Origin of the sequence: Mesorhizobium sp., from assembly GCF_004962245.1 — a bacterium.
Lineage (GTDB): Bacteria > Pseudomonadota > Alphaproteobacteria > Rhizobiales > Rhizobiaceae > Mesorhizobium.
Genome location: NZ_SUHQ01000020.1, coordinates 13760 through 33963 on the forward strand (window position 1 = coordinate 13760; position 20204 = coordinate 33963).

Annotated in this window: 16 protein-coding genes; 8 read left to right on the top strand and 8 right to left on the bottom strand. The window is 60.6% G+C overall.

The genetic code is table 11. The annotated features are described in order from the left end of the window. Positions 1–4: 4 nt before the first annotated feature. The 5 genes from E5X88_RS20955 to E5X88_RS20975 form a co-directional block, all read right to left on the bottom strand. Entirely contained in the window at positions 5–1336 is a 1332-nt protein-coding gene (locus tag E5X88_RS20955) for a UDP-glucose/GDP-mannose dehydrogenase family protein (RefSeq protein ID WP_292164675.1), read from the bottom strand. Positions 1337–1397: 61 nt separating this feature from the next. Then, entirely contained in the window at positions 1398–2282 is an 885-nt protein-coding gene (locus tag E5X88_RS20960) for a family 16 glycosylhydrolase (RefSeq protein ID WP_292164837.1), read from the bottom strand. A 145-nt stretch (positions 2283–2427) separates the two neighbouring features. Beyond that, a complete protein-coding gene (locus tag E5X88_RS20965; protein ID WP_292164677.1) occupies positions 2428–2829 on the bottom strand; it encodes a hypothetical protein in 402 nt (133 codons plus the stop codon). A 267-nt stretch (positions 2830–3096) separates the two neighbouring features. Next, positions 3097–4110 carry a glycosyltransferase family 2 protein gene (locus tag E5X88_RS20970; RefSeq protein ID WP_292164678.1) on the bottom strand — a complete coding sequence of 338 codons (1014 nt, stop codon included), beginning with the start codon at positions 4108–4110 and terminating at the stop codon, positions 3097–3099. Between the two features lie 554 nt (positions 4111–4664). After that, a complete protein-coding gene (locus E5X88_RS20975; RefSeq protein ID WP_292164681.1) occupies positions 4665–5174 on the bottom strand; it encodes a hypothetical protein in 510 nt (169 codons plus the stop codon). 357 nt (positions 5175–5531) lie between these two features. Here E5X88_RS20975 and E5X88_RS20980 point away from each other — a divergent pair, with 357 nt between their 5' ends. The 3 genes from E5X88_RS20980 to E5X88_RS20990 all read left to right on the top strand — a co-directional run bounded on the left by E5X88_RS20980 (position 5532) and on the right by E5X88_RS20990 (position 8925). Next, a complete protein-coding gene (locus E5X88_RS20980) occupies positions 5532–6206 on the top strand; it encodes a sugar transferase (RefSeq protein ID WP_145718779.1) in 675 nt (224 codons plus the stop codon). Between the two features lie 164 nt (positions 6207–6370). Continuing rightward, positions 6371–7579 carry a polysaccharide biosynthesis/export family protein gene (locus E5X88_RS20985; protein WP_292164839.1) on the top strand — a complete coding sequence of 403 codons (1209 nt, stop codon included), beginning with the start codon at positions 6371–6373 and terminating at the stop codon, positions 7577–7579. A 587-nt stretch (positions 7580–8166) separates the two neighbouring features. Next, a complete protein-coding gene (locus tag E5X88_RS20990; RefSeq protein WP_292164687.1) occupies positions 8167–8925 on the top strand; it encodes a class I SAM-dependent methyltransferase in 759 nt (252 codons plus the stop codon). 107 nt (positions 8926–9032) lie between these two features. Here the strand turns inward: E5X88_RS20990 and E5X88_RS20995 are convergent, their stop codons facing one another. Next, complete coding sequence (locus tag E5X88_RS20995) at positions 9033–10298, bottom strand: O-antigen ligase (RefSeq protein ID WP_292164689.1); 1266 nt, start codon at positions 10296–10298, stop codon at positions 9033–9035. A 447-nt stretch (positions 10299–10745) separates the two neighbouring features. Between E5X88_RS20995 and E5X88_RS21000 the strand changes: the two genes are divergently transcribed. From E5X88_RS21000 to E5X88_RS21020, 5 genes are all read left to right on the top strand, one after another. After that, positions 10746–11498 (top strand): SDR family NAD(P)-dependent oxidoreductase, encoded by a 753-nt coding sequence (locus tag E5X88_RS21000; protein ID WP_292164691.1) that lies wholly within the window; start codon positions 10746–10748, stop codon positions 11496–11498. A 42-nt stretch (positions 11499–11540) separates the two neighbouring features. After that, the gene (locus E5X88_RS21005; protein ID WP_292164693.1) at positions 11541–12884 is read left to right on the top strand and encodes a glucoamylase family protein; all 1344 of its coding nucleotides are present in this window, start codon (positions 11541–11543) and stop codon (positions 12882–12884) included. A 154-nt stretch (positions 12885–13038) separates the two neighbouring features. Continuing rightward, positions 13039–13689 (top strand): bifunctional DNA primase/polymerase, encoded by a 651-nt coding sequence (locus E5X88_RS21010; protein WP_292164695.1) that lies wholly within the window; start codon positions 13039–13041, stop codon positions 13687–13689. Positions 13690–13709: 20 nt separating this feature from the next. Next, entirely contained in the window at positions 13710–15872 is a 2163-nt protein-coding gene (locus E5X88_RS21015; RefSeq protein ID WP_292164697.1) for a glycosyltransferase, read from the top strand. Positions 15873–15879: 7 nt separating this feature from the next. Beyond that, on the top strand, positions 15880–17454 hold the full coding sequence (locus E5X88_RS21020; RefSeq protein ID WP_292164699.1) for a glycosyltransferase: 1575 nt from the start codon (positions 15880–15882) through the stop codon (positions 17452–17454). Here the strand turns inward: E5X88_RS21020 and E5X88_RS21025 are convergent. Both E5X88_RS21025 and E5X88_RS21030 read right to left on the bottom strand, forming a co-directional pair. Continuing rightward, complete coding sequence (locus E5X88_RS21025) at positions 17405–18442, bottom strand: hypothetical protein (RefSeq protein WP_292164840.1); 1038 nt, start codon at positions 18440–18442, stop codon at positions 17405–17407. The genes E5X88_RS21020 and E5X88_RS21025 overlap by 50 nt on opposite strands. 156 nt (positions 18443–18598) lie before the next feature. After that, on the bottom strand, positions 18599–20035 hold the full coding sequence (locus tag E5X88_RS21030) for an aldehyde dehydrogenase family protein (RefSeq protein ID WP_292164841.1): 1437 nt from the start codon (positions 20033–20035) through the stop codon (positions 18599–18601). Positions 20036–20204: the final 169 nt, after the last annotated feature.

The window sequence follows — 20204 nt, forward strand, 5'->3', positions numbered from 1 at the left end:
GGTCTCAGGCCGCCAACCTGCCGATGCTGTGGTACTCGATGCCGTGGCGAGCAATGACCTTGGGGTCGTAGAGGTTTCGGCCATCGAAGATGATCGGTGTGGTCAGCGCATCCTTCATCGCGTCGAAAGAAGGCGCGCGGAAGCTCTTCCACTCCGTGGCGATCAGGAGTGCGTCGGCGCCACGCAGCGCTGCCTCCTTGGTGCCGCACAAGAGCAGATCGTCTCGCTGCCCGTAGATTGCCTGGCATTCCTGCATCGCCTCGGGATCGTAAGCCTGCACTTTGGCACCGGCGTTCCAGAGCGCTTCCATCAAGACGCGCGCCGGCGCCTCGCGCATGTCGTCGGTGTCGGGCTTGAAGGCCAAGCCCCACAGCGCAAAGGTCTTGCCCTTGAGATTGCCCTTGAAATGGCGGTTCACCTTGTCGAACAGAACCGACTTCTGCTCGTTGTTGCGCTCCTCGACCGCGCGCAACAGCTTGGCGTCGAATTTGACGCCTTCCGCCGCCTTGATCAAGGCGCGCACATCCTTGGGGAAGCACGAGCCGCCATAGCCGAGGCCCGGATAGATGAAGTGGTAGCCGATGCGGGGATCGCTGCCGATGCCCTTGCGGACCTCCTCGATGTCGGCGCCCAGTTCCTCGGCCAGATTGGCCATTTCGTTCATGAAGCTGATCTTGGTCGCCAGCATGCAATTGGCCGCGTATTTGGTGAATTCGGCGCTGCGCACATCCATCACGATCATCTTCTCGTGGTTGCGGTTGAACGGGGCGTAAAGCTCACGCATCACCGCCTCGGTGCTTTCGCTGCTGGTGCCGACGATGATGCGGTCGGGCTTCATGCAGTCGGTCACCGCGGAGCCTTCCTTGAGGAATTCCGGATTGGAGGCAACGTCGAAAGCCAGATCCTCGCGGCCCCGCGCCTTCAGCGTCGCGGCGATCCTGGCCTTTATCTTTTCGCAGGTGCCGACCGGCACGGTCGATTTGCCGACAACGATCTTGGGCGTGTCCATCTCCCGGCCGATGGCCTCGGCGACGGCCAGCACATATTTGAGGTCGGCCGAACCGTCCTCTCCCGGAGGCGTGCCGACAGCGATCATCTGGATCTCGCCATGCTTGACCGCGGCGGCGGCGTCGGTGGTGAACTTGATGCGGCCGGCCGCGTGGTTCTCCTTGACAAGGCTTTCGAGCCCGGGCTCGAAAATCGGGATGAGACCCTGATTGAGCCGCTCGACCTTTTTCACGTCGACGTCGACGCACACCACCTGGTGGCCAACTTCGGCAAGCACCGCCGCCTGCACGAGACCGACATAGCCAATTCCAAAGACCGTCAAATTCATTCGGTTTCATTCCTATTCAAGGCTTCGGACCGCCTTCGGTCGAGCCGGTTCAAATTAGCTTTTACTTTATGCCGCATGCCAACGATTCCGGGAACTGGCATGGCTCCCCTAGCGCCGTGAATGCGAGGCGATCCACTTGCAGGGTGAGCTTGCGGCCCGGATCCGAAAACGGGCCGAGCCAGCCCTTCATCGTGTCGCTGCCCCAAAGGCTGAAGAATATCTTTTGCGCATGGCTGGGCAGCTTTGCCGGATCGGTGATCGTGTTCACGAGCTGGCCATTGACGTACCAGCGGAGCCGGTCCTTCTCCCAGACGAAGGCGTAGTCGTTGAAAGCCTTGTCGGTGCCGCCCGCTACATCCACCAGTTTCTCGTTGTTGCCCTTGCCGGCTATGTAGGCGTTGACCTGCACCTTGGAGGTGTCCTTGGTCAGCACCTCGAAGTCGATTTCATCCCACGGCTGCTTGTCGGACGGGCCGATGTAGGAGAAGAAGGCGGCGTTGATGCCGGAGCCCACATCGGTTTTCATCCGCGCCTCATAGGTGCCATAGCCGAAGCGCTGCTTGGTCTGGATCTCGCCGCAGGCAAAGTCGCGATCCTTCAGCTTCCGCTTTTCGAAACCGAGCGTCAGCATGCCGTCGGAAAGCTCAACCAGCTTTTTGGACCAGGTGCAGTTCTGATGATTGCCGTTCGTCCAGCCGTCGGAAACGTACCAGCGCGCACGGTCGAAGCTGGTGAAATCATCGACGAACGATGGCGCAGTCGGGATATCCTGCGAACGGGAAGGGGTCGGACCCGCGATCAGGCTGCCGAGCGCGACCAGCAGAAACGCGCCGCCCGAACATAGCTGTCTCAGGTTCCATTGCCTGATCGAGCGCGTGAACGGCCTGCCGCCGGTTGCTGGGGCGCCGGTTGCTGGGGTAGACGTGCTTTTCGGATCCGCGTTCATACCAAACTCACCTTTGTGCTGTGCGCCCCCAACCCAAAGTCGATGTTCGAACCGTGACGAAACGACCTGATCTTGACCTTCTGCAGTCCCTCTTTGCATTGCCTCTTGTCCTGGCGCCAAACCTCTTGCCTGTGAGGTTTCGCGCTCAATCCGTGCCGGTGCCAGCCGGCTTGGCGACATCGGCCTTGGCCGCCGCGCCGCGCGGCTCATTCTCGTCGAAGATTGCAGCCACCGAATGACGGAGTTCCTTCATAAGCTCGTTCTGGCGCGAGAGCGCCGCGATTCGCCGCTCGTAATTCAGGATCGACTTCGTCAGTTCGCTGACCTCGGAGGATCTGCTGGAGGAGGTCGCCCCATTCTCCATCGCCTCGACCAGGAAGGCCGCGTTCGTGGCCTTTGTCCGGTAGCGATTCTCAAGTCCGTTTTTCTCCGCGTCGACCTCGGCGGCAATCTGGTCAAGCAGCCTTGCCAGGCGGTCAAGGCGCGAAATGTCGGTCTGCCTGTCGCGAGCCGGATTCCTTGATCTGAAGCCGAATATCGAGGCCATACGCTCAGAGTCCTGTAGTGGTCGGGGTCCTGTGGTGGCCCCCGCACCCGTGCGGGTCAAAAAGATCTTGTCGCATCGTCCAGCTCCTCTGACAGGGAGACTATAGGGCCAATTCTATTGGCAAACCAGAATTGCTGCACCGCAACATACATGCCATCCCCAGAGCCGGTAGGCAACCACCTAGTGTGGCGAATCGGAAATTCGCATCATTTGGAGCAGGGTAAGGACCTGTTGACGCGACCGGCATGGCGCTGACTGCGGACAAGCTCAGGTCTCGCCGACCGGGCGGGTTGCGGCCATGAGAAAGCGCAGCGGCGGCACTGGCTGCGTCGAAGCAAAGCCGACGCGGCGAAACAGCGCATCCAGCTTGTCGGCGGCGACGCCGCGGACGATGGGGATAAAGTTGGATTGGCTGGCCAGCGCGTAGGCCGCAGCCGATGTCAGCCCCTGCTCATTCTTCACGTCGAGGAAGTTCCGCAACCGGTATTTGTCGCGTACATGCCGTTCGTGCCTTCTGAGCACGGCTTTCGAGCCTTCCGGCAGACTGTCGATCGCCAGCAGCGCCAGATCCGCGTCGGCCAGACGCTTGAGATCCTGCGTCTTGTGCCGGCCGCTCAGCGAATCCGCCCGAACGATCGCGCCGTAACCACAGGACCTGATGACCTTGAACCGCGCCCCGCAGGCGACCGCGCGCGCGTAGAGTTCATAGTCTTCACCCAGACGCAGATTTTCGTCGTAGCGCAGCCCATGCCGGTCGAGAAAAGCGCGATTGATCACTGGTTTGAGGAAGCCCAACTCACCTCTCTGCACACGGCGCCTGGATATGTTGCCTTCGATGAAACGCTCGAAATCGAGGAACTCCGGATCGGCCGAAAACCGCGGAGCGACGATTTTCGAGACGTCGGTCACCGTATCGTCCCTGATCAACATGATGTTGTCGGCAGCGAAATCCCAATCGGCGCTGGCGAACAATTCACGAAATCTGCCCTCTAGAAAAAAGTCGTCGGCGTCCAGAATGCTGATGAACGGCGATTTGGACGTGGCGATCGCGGCGTTGCGGGCGAAGGAAGGACCGCGATTGACGTCGTGGCGGATGACGGAAAGCCTGCCGCTGCCATCGTCGGCCGCCCGAGCGACTTTCGCGGTGTCGTCGGTGGACGCGTCATCGACGACCACCACTTCCGCCACCTCCGGCTCGCGCAATGCCGATGCGATGGCATTCGGGATTGTACGCGCCGCGTTGCGGGCAGCGATGATCACGCAGACCTGGGGTTCTGTCATCAATTCGCCTCTCGACTGCTCACGTAGCTCCGAATTTCCTCGCCCCTCCCGTTCAATGTTCGAAGCAGCTCTGTCTAGCTCATCGACTGTCCAGCTCGCCAATCGTCCGGGTGTTCGAAAAAGCATCAGTCGGCGCTTATGCTGCAAATGCGAAGCAAAGCATCGCCAAAATCACTCGCGCCGTCCAGTCTTTCCTTTCGGTGTCGTCATGGCGCAAATCGGCGGGCGCCGAATGCCGGTGGATAGACGCGCTGCTTCGCAAGCCGTCCCTGCCCCTTCTGGACGAAGTCGTCTGCATGAAGCCATCCGCGCAGCCGAATCGCTGGCCGCCAAGGCGATCGACGGCTGCGGTGCGATGACGACCCTGATCATCGCGCCGGGCCAACGGTGTCGCTCTCGCCGACTGGGTGGTCGCGATCGAAACGGCCGCCTCGTCAAGGCCGGCAAGTCTGGAGGCTGAACCAGAGGCTGAAGGAAATCGGAAACCGGTTGTTCAGAATGCTGTCATCGGCGAACAGTCCGACAGGAATCCGGCCGGCTGCCCCGACGCCAGGTCAGCGAAGGCTTCTCCTGGCACTGAACTTCTCGCCATCTTCGGTCGAACCCAGCTTTCGTTCGATATCGAGAATCCTATCAGCCGATGCCGGGGCATTTCTGACAACCATGGCAAAAACCAGCAAAAAGTAGCCCAACTGGATGACAATGGCGCAGGCTATAACACGAAAAAGCGTCGTGCCGAGCGAAGCGCCGCCCAGAAGAGACCCAGCGACCACGATCGCCAGAGCGAAAATCATGCCGACAATGAATTTTGGTAGCGACATACCTGACAGCCCGTCAACCTGCTCGGGCAAAATCGATGATTGACCCACCCCGAGCCTCCCTTCGCCATGCGAGCTTGTTAAACCGCCCGCTTTTTGGCCGGTTGCTTCCAGCCTTTCTACGCTGTCGATACTCTGACAGAAACGATTTGCAACTCTATTAAGATGAGCAGTAGCCGGCAAGGCCAACCACAAATAATTTTTACCGAGTTTGCGGGATCGACTCTGCCATGCTGCGATGCACACATCGGCATCACGACCAATCCATCGCTATGGCTTCACTTCAGTAAGAGCGCCAATATTAATTAGTATTTTACCTTAATGCCTCTCTATATTTTGCGAAACTAACGCACGATAAAGCTCCAAATCGCCCCACAAAGAGCGATTCGCCCAAAATCAGCCTCAAAAAGGCACTAGATTTTTCAAGATTGCCTATAAACTGTCATAAACGCGCCATAAAGATCAAAATTTGTGCAGGTTCAGTTTATTATTTAGTCAATTCATGACGTGATTATTTCAAGTGATCGAGAAATTGTGTGTTGCGATGCAACATTTTTTTGATATCGTGCGACAAACCATCCGTTCAACGTATGGAGTTTACGCATGAGGGACGTAGCGAAGCCGGCCAATGCGGATTTTTCGCAGGCCGGCATTGATTTTCCACCGATCGGCGGCCTGCTCAAACGCAGCTTCGACATCGCCGGTTCACTGATTGGCCTGGTTGCTCTCAGTCCGCTGTTTGTGATGGTCGCACTGCTTGTCAAGTTTTCCGACGGCGGACCGATTTTCTACGGTCACAGCCGGATCGGTCGGGGAGGGCGGATTTTCCCGTGCCTCAAGTTTCGCACCATGGTTCAGGACGGCGAACGGGTGCTGGCCGCATATCTTGCCGCCAACCCGGACGCCAACGCTGAATGGATAGCGACGCGCAAGCTCAAGAACGATCCGCGCGTCACGCGCGTCGGAGCCGTGCTGAGGAAGCTTAGCCTCGATGAACTGCCCCAGATCATAAACATCCTTCAGGGTGACATGAGCCTTGTCGGCCCTCGTCCCGTCGTGCGCGACGAACTCGAGATTTACGGTAGTTCGGCCGTCTATTACCTGAAATCGCGCCCCGGCCTGACCGGGCTCTGGCAGGTCAGCGGCCGCAACGACGTTTCCTACGACAGCCGCGTCGCATTCGATCGCCACTATGTCGAGAACTGGTCGCTCTTTGAGGATATTCGTATTATCATCAAGACCGTGCCTGCCGTCTGGATGTCGCGGGGCTGCTACTGACCGGCGGGGAGCTGGTCGTGTGTCGAGGAGTGGCTGTCCCAGCATTCTGCAGCAAGCTTCATCGGGTGGGGTCAAGCGGATCGGAAAACGTTGAGTTGAAAACAGACATCTTCGAAATCTCCTGCGCCGGCATTGTTGGCAATCGCATGCGGCGGATGCGGCTTATGACCACCTGCCTTGCGCTGGCGTTCGCCGTTCCCCAACTCGCCGCCGCCGACGAGTACCGCCTTGGATCGCAGGACAAGCTGACCATCCGGGTGGCCGAATGGCAGACCGTTGAAGGCACGTTCCGCGACTGGACGGCCGTCAACGGAGAATACACGGTCGGCCCGGCCGGAACATTGTCCGTGCCGTTCGTCGGCGAAATGCCGGCATCCGGCAAGACCACGTCCGAGGTCGCGGCGGCGATCGGCCAGGCGCTCCAGCGCAAGCTCGCTCTGGCGGACCGGCCGGAGGCATCCGTCGAAATGGCGCAGTACAGGCCATTCTACATTTCCGGGGAGGTCCAGACCCCCGGCCAGTATCCTTACGTGCCTGAGCTGACCGTGCTGAGGGCGATGAGCATCGCCGGCGGTGTCCGACGGAGCCCCGAAGGACAGCGGTATGACCGCGACATGATCAATGCCAAGGGCGATTTTGACGTTCTCCAGGACCAACGGGTCCGACTGATCGTCAGGCGCGCGCGCATCGAAGCGGAGATAGCGGACAAGCCGGCATTCGACGTGCCGAAGGAGGTGGCCGACGATCCGAAGCTGGAAAGCATCGTTGCCGACGAGATGGCGATCCTGACGGCCGATCAACAGAAGCTCAAACTGCGCCTTCAGGCGCTCGACGATTTGAAGAAGCTGCTGCAGAGCGAGATCGATTCTCTGCAGAAAAAGATCGTCAACCAGCAGCGGCAGGTCGACCTGGCAAAGGAACAGCTCAGCGGCATCGGTTCGCTGGCACAGAAAGGCCTTGTCGTCAACACGCGGGTTCTGAATTCGCAACAAACGATCGCCGACCTGGAAGGCCAGATCCTGGATTACGACACCGCCATCCTCACCGCCAAGCAGGCGATCAGCAAAGCCACCCAGGACGCCATCGATCTGGAAAACACCCAGAATGCGAGCCTCGCCGCCGATCGGCAACAGGTAGAATCCGATCTCAGTGCAACAATGCTCAAGATGAACATGCAAACGGGCCTGATGGCTGAAGTCGTGTCGGCGAACCCCGCGTCGCGCCGCTATCGCGACGGCGAAGAGCCAATAATGTCGTTCAGCCTGGTTCGGGCGGTCAATGGCAAGATCAGCGAAATCAGCGCCAGCGAGGATACGCCAGTGCTGCCCGGAGACGTGATCAAGGTCAAGCTGGCGCCCGTGGCCGTCCAATAGGTTTTTCGACCAGCTGCGTCGGCAGAGGGCCGTAGCCGCACCACTTCGTCGACGATAACATCGACCCGTTCATCGCCGTGCCGCTCGACCAGTTCGGCAGTCGGACCGTGTCCATGTGTCTCCTGGTCAACCTGGTGCCTGGCACGGTGGTGTGCCAGGACAGCAGACGCATAGCCGCCGGAAAAAGGGCATTCCCGTCGCGCTGGCCTGGAATTGCACCGCCGTTGACAAGTCGCCCGCTTCGCCTACACTTGTGGGTTCGGGGACAACTGGGAGCATACGGTCGCATTCGAAAAGGCGAGCCGGTGGTTGGGGGCATATCTACTCCGTCCGCATCACTGGAAAGCGCAACTGTCCGCTCGGAGGATTGCGGCGGCGGCGTTGCTGGCCATCCTGGCCGATCCCGACCACGCCGAACAGATCGACTGAATCGGCGAAGAGTTCGACCGGACGAGTTCGACCTTGAACTCGCCAACACTGTGCTCGCCGACCGACAAGCCAGCCTATCGCCAACTCGGGACGTGAGTAATTACAGCGCAAGCAGAAATTGTGCTTTAGTTGCAGCTAAATCCGAAGAGGACCTTGTCATGCACGGTGAAAGGGACGAAATCGTCAATCGAGAAAGAGAATTTCACAATCTCAGATTTAGTCAGGAGGAGGATCCAAGAGGAAATCTGGACAAGTGGTATCGAACAATCCGTCACGGTGCCGAACGTCAAAACGAGCAAATAAAACGCCTTTCGAAAAACGCAGACGTGCTCGAGTACGGTTGTTCCGATGGCGGGTGGTCCCTGCATTCCCTGCACCTGCCCGATCTTTGCCGATCTCTGACGGGGATCGATATTTCGGAAGTAGCAGTAAACAAGGCGAACGAACGGGCGAAAACGCTTGGAAACACGAACGCCACATTCCTGGCGATGAATGCGGAAGCCATGTCCTTCGAGGACAACAAGTTCGACTTGGTGTATGGGCGCGGGATCATCCATCACCTGGACCTGGATCGGTGCTTTTCCGAGGTGGTCCGTGTCTTGAAGCCGAACGGCGTGGCGTCCTTCTACGAGCCGATGGGACACAATCCTCTCCTGAATGCCTACAGAAGGCGGACACCCCTCATCCGCACCGCTGATGAACATCCATTGTTGGTTTCGGACTTCGCGTTGGCTCGCCGCTATTTCCGCGATGTCCAGGTGGAATATTTCGGCCTGTGCTCCGTAGGAAGCGCGCTGATGCCGCGAAGCATCTCGGAGACCGTCTACACAGTTGGCAAAGCTGTCGATTCAGTCGTTCTGACGCTTCCCTATGTGAAGCGGTTCGCATGGTATGCGCTCCTGACTCTTAGGGCCTGACCACAGGCAGCAGGCCTAGCTCGGGCGAGTGAAGGAGCAACCGCCTTTCGCCAGCGCTTCAGAAGCTGCCAGCGAGATGATCGTTCGGCCTTAGCGCTGGCATTTGCTTAGCCCCTTGCGGCTTTTGCTTCCTCGAAATCGCTGACCGAGGTCCACCGGGGACGGGCGACAGGCACCTTCGCCAGCTTGAAGTAGCTGTAATACAGGAGGAAAGAGCCCATGATGTAAGGGTTGAAGGTATCGATCTCGACGAAGGACCGGATGAACAGAAGCATCATCACGCCGGCGAGAATCACGGACTCGGCTTGCCATGTCCTGAATACCAATGCCGATATGTGGCCCCACAGCGTGCGCAGAATGATCAGCGAAATCAGCGTCGCGCCGACATATCCAAGCTCGACGAGGGCTTCTATGTAGGTGTTGTGGAAGTGGAAGCCGGCTCGGGTCGTGATGTAGAATTCGTTCCAAAGCCGCTCGGCCTCGGCGAAACCCTGCACCCAATAGGCCGCATAGCCGACACCTAGGATCGGCGCTTGCTGCGCCGCATTCCAGCCCTGCTCCCAGAGATAGGTCCGTCCAGTGAGCGTGGAATCCTTTCCGAAAGCGCCAAGGACGAAATCCAGAAGTCCCGCGAAGGCAACCACGGTGATCACGACCAGCCCGCCTGCGCCAACCAGGAAAATCACCCGTCGATAGCGGAGCGAAAGCTTCTTGGTCATGGCGAGCAGAGCCACCAGAGCGAGAACCGCCGGTACCGAAGCCGTCGAGGTGGCGGAATGCGCAACGAACAGCAGATAGGCCGACAGGACGACGACCGGCGCCGTCAGGAAAAAGCTTATCCGTCCGCGTCTGAGAAAGACCAGGAAGACAATGCAAAAATAGATGCCGAGCGATGCGACAAAGCCGATCTGGTTTTTGGAGCTGAATGCGCCGACGAAATTGTACGTCCCGTCGAGAACATCATAGGAATAAGCCCCGACCTTGAGCGAATAGAGCAGGACGAGAAAAATCCCGATCAGTGAGCCGATCGTCAACGTCCGTACACTGAGGGTGCGCGCTGCAATGTAGGCGCAGGCAATATGAGAGCAGTATTGGATCGCCGTCCTCAACGTGATGCCGGGGGCATCCGACCAGAACACCGAGAGGCAGATGTAGATTGCAAACGCCAGCGGGAGCCAGGCGCTGGAGACATGTCGCAACAGCCGCCGGTAGTCCACCAGGATGAGGGGAAGCCAGACCGCATAATAGGCCAGGATCATGATTTGGCCGAAAACGGAGGAGTAGGAGAACGCCCAGATGGAAATGGCAACAGCGAATGCGCCGTAGACCGTGTTCTTCTCCGGGTCGACCAACAGAGATTTCGGAATCTTCATCTCGGTAGCGGATTCCCGTCCATCCAGTTCAATGCCGATTCGCCGCCTCGCCACGTGCGGGTGCTCTTATTGTGCAGTGCAATATAACCCATCCCCCGCAGCCTGTCACCCAAATGAGGCAAAAACACCTGTAAGGACGCCTTCAGGAGACGGGTAAGGACCACGATAGGCGGTCCGGCAAGAACCAACAATCCCCGCCATCCTCTGGCCGGAACCTCGCTGAGGGAGCGGGAACTCGTCCAGATCCTCCTCGCCGGCCATCCGGGCGCGACCATCGCCGAGAGAAGGTGTCGCCAGGAGACCAGGGATCTCAACCGCCTGCTCCTGGCCCACCATGAACCTGTTCGGAGGTTCCAATCCCGGCTTGAACTTGTCTGCCGTTGACTTCACATTCGCGGCCGACGGTGCCGTCCGGCGCCCGTCGGGATGGCAACAAGGGAAAACCATATGCCGATGAGTTTTGCGGGACGGTTTGCCGGACGGTCGGCCGTGATCACTGGTGGCGCCTCAGGCATCGGCTTGGCCGTGGCGCAAAGGATCGTCGAAGAGGGCGGGCGCGTTTGCGTCTGGGATCGCGACCCCGCCCAGATCGAACAGGCCAAGGCCGTCATTGCCGGCCTGCACGGCGTGACCGTCGATGTCGCTGATGCGGCAGCGGTCGAACATGCCGCTCTGAGTACGATCGAAGCGCTTGGCGCGGTCGATATCCTGGTCACCAGTGCGGCCATCACCGGACCGAACATGACGACGTGGGACTATTCGGTGGAGGATTGGCGCCGGGTCGTCGACATCAACATCAACGGCGTCTTCTATTGCAACAAGGCGCTGGTTCCGCACATGATCGAGCGCAATTACGGCAGGATCGTCAACATCGCCTCTATTGCCGGCAAGGAGGGAAATCCCAACGCATCGGCCTACAGCACCTCCAAGGCGGCGGTGATCGGCATGACCAAGTCGCTGGGCAAGGAACTGGCCAAGACCAAGGTGACGGTGAACTGCGTCACGCCGGCAGCCGTGCGCACCGCGATCTTCCAGCAGATGAGCCAGGAGCACATCGATTTCATGCTGTCGAAAATACCGATGGCGCGGTTTGGCGAGGTCGAGGAGGTGGCGGCGCTGATCTCATGGATCGCTTCCGAGGAATGCTCTTTCACGACGGCCGCCGTCTTCGACGTTTCCGGCGGCCGGGCGACCTATTGAAGCAAGTCAGGCGCGATCTACCGCCACTGGAGTTCACGTCGTTTGCTTAGCGTCGAACCGCCACTGTCCGACGAAGACCTGCTCGACCGCTTCCAGCGCGCGGCCTTCGGCTACTTCCTGGAGACCGTGAACCCGCAGAACGGTCTGGTCGCCGACACCTCGCGGCCAAATTGGCCGGCAAGCATCGCGGTCGTCGGCTTCGCCCTGTCCTGCTATCCGATCGGGGTCGAGCGTGGCTGGATGACACGAGACGCAGCCGCGGAACTGACGCTTGCCGCACTGCGCTTCTTTTGGAACAGCCGGCAAGGCAGTGGCGACGACGCCACCGGCCACAAGGGGTTCTACTACCATTTCCTCGATATGCAGACCGGCCGGCGCGCCTGGCGATGCGAATTGTCTATGGTCGACACGGCGCTTTTGATGGCCGGCGTGCTCGTGGCTGGCGCCTATTTCACAGGCGACAATGACGGTGAAACTGAGATCCGCGACCTGGCGGAGGTTCTCTACCGGCGCGTCGACTGGCGGTGGGCGCAAGGCGGCAGTCCGACCTTGCGACAGGGCTGGAAGCCGAAGAGTGGCTTTCTGCGTTATGGCTGGGAAGGCTACAACGAAGCGATGCTGCTCTACGTTCTGGCAATGGCCGCCCCGGACAAGCCAGCCTCGGACGACAGCTATACGGGCTGGACGGCGACATATCGGTGGGAGAACATTTACGGTTACGACGTGCTCTATGGCGGCCCGCTGTTCATGCACCAGTTCTCGCATGCCTGGATCGACTTCGACGGCATTCGCGATGCGTTCATGCAGGAGAAGAACTCGGACTATTTCGAAAACAGCCGCCGCTCGACGTTCCTTCACCGGGACTATGCACGGCACAACCCCTCCGGTCACGACGGCTACAGCGAAGAACTTTGGGGGCTTTCGGCGGGTGACGGACCCGGCAATTTCCGCGCACGGATCGAGCGGCGGCCGCGCAAATTTTCCGGCTACGCGGCGCGCGGTGCACCATTCGGCCCCGACGACGGAACGATAGCACCGTGGTCGTATCTCGCATCGCTGCCCTTCGCGCCGGAAATCTGCCTGCCGGCGCTGCGCCATCTCAGAGAACGCCACCCCGAGGTGACCGACAGTTTCAGGATGCCGAGCGGCTTCAACCCGACGCTGGCGAACCGGCGAAAGTTCGGGCCGAGCGGCTGGGTATCGGAAGGGCACTACGGACTGGACCAGGGTATCGTCGTGCTGATGATCGAAAACCACCGCTCGCGCCTGATCTGGAACCTGATGCGGTCAAATCAGCATATCCGCCATGGCCTGCAAAAGGCCGGGTTCAACGGCGGTTGGCTGTCGCAGCCGGCGAGCCCTCGCGAGGCTGCCTGCGTCGGATGACGGGACCATCGAACCCGGAAACCATACCCACCTGATCAAGGATCGACGCGACTTGGCACTTGCACGGCTGCAGCGCCGCATCCAACGCTTGACGAAAGCGCTATTCGGCTAAAGAAGATTGAAGCGCAATGGCATGGCCGCGGAACATTTCTAGATGTTGCCCAAAATAAAAATCGACTATGTGGTCCGGCTGCTGGCGCGGGGTTACGTATGCCTGCCGCTTCGTGCCGGCGGCAAGCACCTCGACCTCGAGGCCATGGGATATCATCCGCTGCATTTGCAAACCTGCCGCAAGGACCTGAAGGAGCTCGCCTTCTGTTCCATTGCGTTCCAGCTGTCGCAGAAGCCACCGACCGGCGAAGACATCGAGCGCTGGTTTCACGACTTCGCCGGAAATGTCGGCATATTGGGAGGATTTTCCAACCTGCTGATCCTGGATTTCGACAACGCCGCCGCATATCGGGGCTGGTTCGGCATCCACGGTGAAATTGCAAACCGCACACCGGTCGCAAGGACTCCGAACGGCTTCCATGTCTATCTGAGGGCACGTGAACCGATGGTGTCCTCCAGCCTGCATTTCGGCATGCGCCGGGTCGGCCACGTCAAGGCGCTTGGCGGTTACGTGGTGGGCAGCCCCTCGGTGCTGAAGGACGGCTCCTCCTATAGCTGGTTGGACAACCAGTCGCCGTTCGATGTCGAACCGCAGCTGGTCGAGAACCTCGCCGATCTTTCGCTGCGTCCGGTCTCGCCGCTCAAGCATTATTACGATCGTGTGCGAAACCGAGGCTTTTTCGAGCGGCAGTGAGTAAATCGGGGGAAACGCGATTGAACGTCACGGTCGTCATCCCGGCAAGGAATGCTGCCGCGACGATCGATACCACGCTACGCAGCCTGATGTCCGACAGGGATCTGATCGGCGAAATCCTTCTGGTCGATGACGGTTCCGACGATCAGACCGCGTCTGCCGCGATCGCAAGCGCGCAGCGATACGGATTGCCGCTGGAGGTGGTGAGTGTTCGCCTCGGCAGCGCCGGCGCCGCGCGCAATGTCGGAATTGCGCGGGCCAGGGGCAAATCCATATTCTTCCTCGATGCGGATGACGAGTTGATAGAGGGAGGCCTATCGCTTTTACAGGACGCCCTCCGGCGCAATCCCGAAGCAGGCCTGTCGATCGGGGCCAGCATCCGTCGCACAAACGGGCGGCCGGACAAGCTCAAGACCCCGCACGGATACACCAGCGACAGAGCTCAAAACACCAGGCGATATCTTCTCAACGAGCTCTGGCCGATCGCCATGGGAAGTGCGCTGGTCACGACATCAGCGACGGCCGCCATTCGCTTTCCGGAAGCGATCGGCCTCGACGAAGACACGTGTTACTGGGTCGCCCTGCTCGCGCGCTTCGACGCGGCGATCGTCTCGGCTCCGGTGCTGCTCTACCATCACGACGAGACACGAATGGCGCAGCGCTTCATCCTTGCGCCGCGCAGGACGTTTCTTGCCATTGCGCTCGAACTGGACAGGCTGGCTGACTTTGGCGTCGAGAGGGAGGCCCTTCAATGGCGAAAGTCCTGGATCGCGCAGCGGATTTCACGGCAGCTCATAAAGCACGAAAGATACGCCGACGCGGCAGGCATGATGCGGGCCGTTCGCGCCCATAAAGCATTCGGCCGGAGCTGGAAGGCCTTGCAGTACAGCGCCCGGATCCACGTCGGAGCCATGACTGAAAAGCACAGGCCGGATGCAAAGGTTACCATCCCCAACCACGGTAAGGAGCGGCGCACGCTGGTGCTGTCCTACGATCCGGCCTTCCCTCCTACCTCGGGCGCGGATCTCAGGAACCATCGCAACGCCGTGGCCGCGGCGGAATTCGGACCGGTCTGCCTTGTCTCGATCCGGCCGCAGGCCGATCCATCGAAACCGGCCGATACCCGCATTCGAACGGCTTCTTTGACGACCGAGGGGGAAGCCCGTACAGCCTCGATCGGCTGGTGGAGAATCAGTGCCGAGAAACGAATTCCACGCACCGCGCTGACGCATCTCGGGGCGATTGTCCGCGAATTTGCCCCGGACAGCATCGTCGTCGAGGGCATTGCGCTGTTCAAGCTGCTGCGGCCCTTGCGGCCCTTGGCCGGGCAGCTCATCCTCGATATGCACAATGTCGAGTCCGACCTGGCGGGACAGTTGCATCGCGCTGACGACACAGGATCGACGCCTGCCATCGCCGCCGCCCTTGGCGTCAGGCGCCTCGAAAGAAAGGCGCTCGCCATCGTCGACAGGGCCTGGGTCTGTTCGAAGCAGGATTACGAAAGGCTGGCGGCTCTTTGCCCGCACAAGGTGCCGATCGATATCGTGCCGAACGGCATCCCTCGTTTCGAGGACATTCCCGTGGACCTGCCGGCGGAGGCTGCGACGTCCGACGGCTTTCCGGTCATCCTGTTTGTCGGCCATCTCGGATACAAGCCAAACATCGACGCCGCCGAACGACTGGCCGGCACCATCCTGCCCCGCTTCCGGCAACGATTGCCGACCGCGAGACTGGTTCTTGCCGGCCGATATCCAAAGCCGGCCGTGAAAGCACTGACCGGACTGCAGGGCGTGGACCTCATGGAAAATCCGGACGATATCAGACCACTGCTGTCGCGCGCGCATCTCAGCATCATTCCGCTTTCGACAGGCGGCGGGACGCGCATCAAGGTTCTCGAAGCGATGGCCTGGGGCATTCCGGTGGTTGCGACGCCGCTGGCGGTCGAGGGCCTGGACCTGGTCGAAAATGAAGAGGTGCTTCTATCGGATTCGGATGAACGGCTTGCCGACATGGCCATCGAGCTTTGTCTGGACCGCACGCGCATGGCGAGCCAGCGTGTCCAGGCGCATGAGGCCGTATGGTCCAGGTTCGGTCCTGAAGCCATCCGCAATGCCGTCCGCGGCGGCTTTGGGCTGGACGATGCCGACGCATGCCGCCCACGCCTTCCAAACACCGATCGATGAGCTGCCGATGATCCCGCCCATCCTGCACCAGACGTGGAAGACCGACAGCGTCCCTGCCCGCTTCCAGGGCTATGTCGAAAGCTGGAAACGGCACCATCCCGGCTGGACGACGATGTTCTGGAGCGACCGGATGCTGCTTGAGTTCGTCGCCGAGTACTATCCGGATTTCCTGCCGATCTTTTGCAGCTATTCGAACGGTGTGATGCGCGCCGATGCGGCACGCTATCTGCTGCTCTATCATTTTGGCGGGGTCTACGCCGACATCGACTGCGAATGCGTCGCCCCTTTCGATGCGATCATGAGCGAGGACCGGGTCGTGCTCTGCAAGGAGCCGGATACGCACGCGCTCGTCCAGGCAAAGTTTCGCGGCCTGCCCTATTTGCTGTTCAACGGCACGATGGCGAGCCCGCCCCGGCATCCCTTCTGGCTGCAGGTCCTGTCCCTGTTGCCGGGGCTGGTCCATGCCAAGGAAGCGCTCGACGCGACCGGCCCCTGCGTGCTGACCTCGGCGCAGCTCGGCTATGGCGACCAGACGGCTTTAGCCATACACGCTTCCACCCTGTTCGCGCCTATGGACTCGGCCGGGCGCACGGATATGCCGGTTGGCAACGGAGCGCAGACGCTGTCGATCCATCATTGGGCCGGCACATGGTGGACGCCGCGACCCGCAGCGCGGTGGCGGGATACGATCCGCAGTCACGCCTACCGGCTCTGGCATCATCTGACGCGCGGCGCGCATCTCGACGAGGCCGCGGCGAAGGCGAGCGTCAGCCAGGCGGCGCTTTCGGCAGCGCCGCCGTCGGGCTCGAATGTCGCCATTCTGGTGCCGCTGCGCGATGCGGCCGACCATATCCAGCCGTTCCTCGATGCGTTGCAGGTGCTCGACTACCCGAAGGACAGGATCAAGCTGGTCTTCTGCGAGGGCGACAGTTCGGACGGGAGCTGGGAAAGACTGCAGGCGGCAGTGGCGCCGCTTGCCGGCGTCTATCGTGGCGTCGTCCTGCTGCAAAAGCATGTGGGCACACGCCTCGACCGGGCCAAGCGAACAAAATCGCGACAGCAGCGCGAGAGACGGGGCGCCATTGCCAAGGTACGCAATCACCTGATCGATCATGGACTGGATGCCGACGATGCCTGGGCGCTGTGGATCGATATCGATGTGTGGCGATTTCCAAGCAATGTCTTGAACCGGCTGATCGGAAGTGGGCATCGCATCGCGGTTCCCAACTGCGTGAAGATCGCCGGCGGCGACAGCTTCGACCTCAACAGCTTCGTCACCACTCAGCCTGAAAAGAATTATCGCTACTATCGTGAAATACGCGGCGGCCTTTACCAGCCGCCTGCCTATTTCATAGGCCGTCTTCACCTCAGCGACGTTCGCCATCTCGAAAGCATCGGTCTCGATGGGGTCGGTGGAACCATGCTTCTCGTCGACGCCGCATTGCATCGCGGCGGTCTTCGGTTCCCGGAAATTCCCTACCGCGATCTCATCGAAACCGAAGGCTTTGGCGCTCTCGCCAACGATCTGGGCATCAGACCCGTCGGTCTTCCCAAGCTTGAGATACTCCATGTTCCGTGGTGATCGGGACTGACCGGCGCCGCTCGAGCTCTTGCCGGATGGGCTCCAGATAGGCTTGCGGCCGCAGCCGTTGCCAAAGGAAATCGCGGTCGGTCAGATGCGCGACCTGGCCGATCCACCGCTCCATCATTTCGGGATTCCGGACCTGTTGCCAATCATCGACTATGATGACGGGCAGCCCTTCATAGAGAGGGTCGAGCGGTGACGTCTTTGTCATGACGATGCAGCCCAGATACAGCAGTTCCCACGTCCTGTGGCAGTCGAGGCCGCTTCCAGCCGTCGAAAGGACCAGCGGGTACTGTGCATAGCGCTCCCAGATCGAGCGTTGCGGTAGCCGCTTTTCAAGAAAATCGATGTGCGGGCATCCCTTCAGGGCATCGACCAGGTCCCGTCGCTCCCTCGGACCCCTGCTCAAATTGAGATCACAGAATATCCTGAGCGGGCGGCGCTCCGGCGCGGCCTGCCGACGGCGAATGGTTTCGAGTAGCCTCGCAAGCTGTCCGGGCGTGCTGAAGCTGCGCATCGTGTGAAGATCGAGCCCGATCGGGAAAGGTTTGAGCTTGGGGTGATCGCCGTCGCAGTTCTGGGTGCACCAGGACACCAGAAAAGGGTTGGCGAGAAGCCGGTCGACGGTATCTTTCGCGAGATTTGACGGCACCGACGCATCGCCATCCGTCGTCACCAGCGCGAACGGCGCCTTGATGGTCGGCAGGGCCACCTCGGCGAACGTGTCGAGGTCGCAGACACGCAATTCCCTGGCCCGGGTGCTCAGACGTAGCCAGACCACGCCGTGCGCACCGCTATAGTGCTTGCGGAAGAATGCCTCCGTCTGTGCCGATTCGGTCGGTGCGTATCGATACCAGAGTGGACCGGCAAAATCGCAGAAGGAGCCGATTCCCTTGGACCATAACAGCGGAGGAACGGGGAGAAAGGGCAGCGCGGCGGAATGAACCGCCTTTTTCAAGAGCTTTCGCCGACGAACCTTGCCCATCTGCAAGAACTAGCCCAGGCACCGGCGACGTTGCAATGTCGGGCACGAAGATGTTCGCCCGCCACCGCATCCCGAAGTTTCGACCTCGGGCCATGACTTTTTCCGCCAGCGATGCGGCCGACTCCGCTTGCCTGGGCTCGTTTTGCGTCGACTTGCCTAGCCGGCGAATGTGTAGGCGGTTTTCACCGTCGTGTAGAATTCCGCCGCGTAGCGACCCTGCTCGCGCGGGCCATAGCTCGATCCCTTGCGTCCGCCGAAAGGCACATGGAAGTCGACGCCCGCCGTCGGCAGGTTGACCATCACCATGCCGGCCTCCGAATTGCGCTTGAAATGCGTGGCGTGCTTGAGGCTCGACGTGCAGATGCCCGATGTCAGGCCGAACGGCGTATCGTTGGCCACCGCCAGTGCCTCGTCATAATCCTTGACGCGGATGACGTTGGCGACCGGTCCGAAAATCTCCTCGCGTGAGATGCGCATGGCGTTGGTGGCTTCGGTGAACAGTGCCGGTTGCAAGTAGAAGCCACGGGTTTCGCGATCGAGCCGGTCGCCGCCAAAGGCGAGATCGGCGCCCTCCTGGCGGCCGATGGCGATGTAGTCTTCGTCCTGCTTCAACTGGCTCTGGTCGACGACCGGCCCGATCTGGGTTTTCGCATCGAGAGCGTCGCCGATGACCAGCTTGCCCAGGCGATCCTTCATCGCGTCGACGAAGCGGTCATGGATGCCCTCGGTGACGACCAGGCGGGACGATGCGGTGCAGCGCTGGCCGGTCGAGAAGTATGCGCCGTTGATCGCGCAATCGACGGCCGTGCCGAGGTCGGCATCGTCGAGCACGACTAACGGGTTCTTGCCGCCCATTTCGAGCTGGAATTTGCGCATGTGCTCGACGCTCGCTGCAGCCACGCGCTTGCCGGTGCCGACCGAGCCGGTGAAGGTGATGGCGTCGAGGTCGGGGCTGTCGAGCATGGCCTGGCCGACCACCGACCCCTTGCCCATAACGAGATTGAGCACACCCTTCGGCAGGCCGGCGCGGTGCAGGATGTCGACAATGGCCCAGGCGCTCTCCGGAACCAGGTCGGCCGGCTTGAAGACAATGGTGTTGCCGTAGGCCAGGGCAGGGGCGATCTTCCAGGCCGGGATGGCGATCGGGAAGTTCCACGGCGTGATGATGCCGACGACGCCGACCGCCTCCCGCGTGATCTCGACACCGACGCCGGGCCGCACACTCGGAACCAGCTCGCCCGACAGGCGCAGCGTCTCGCCGGCAAAGAAGTCGAATATCTGGGCCGCCCGCACGGTCTCGCCAACGCCCTCGACCAGCGTCTTGCCTTCCTCGCGTGCCAGATTTCGGCCCAATTCGTCCTTGCGCGCCATAATCTCATCCGACGCCTTCTTCAGCACCGCATGGCGCGCCAGCGGACCCGACCGGGACCACGCCGGAAACGCTTGTTTCGCTGCTGTGATCGCCTGCCGAGCCTGATCGGCGCCTGCCGACGCATACTCGCCAACCACATCGTCGAGATTGGATGGATTGATGTTGCGGGAGGCGGCGTCGCCCACCCACTCGCCATCGATGAGGTTCTTTCGAAACGGGATCATGTCGCTGTCTTCCTTGTCGTCGTTCGATTGCCGTCTATCTGGACCACCGGCCGCCCCGCCGCAAGGCCGCCGACGGCAAAGTTCTCTTCCTCGACAGGCATATGCTAGGTGTCGAGGCGGTAAAACATGATTCTTGAAAGGCGCGATACGGATCGCGCCGGGAGGA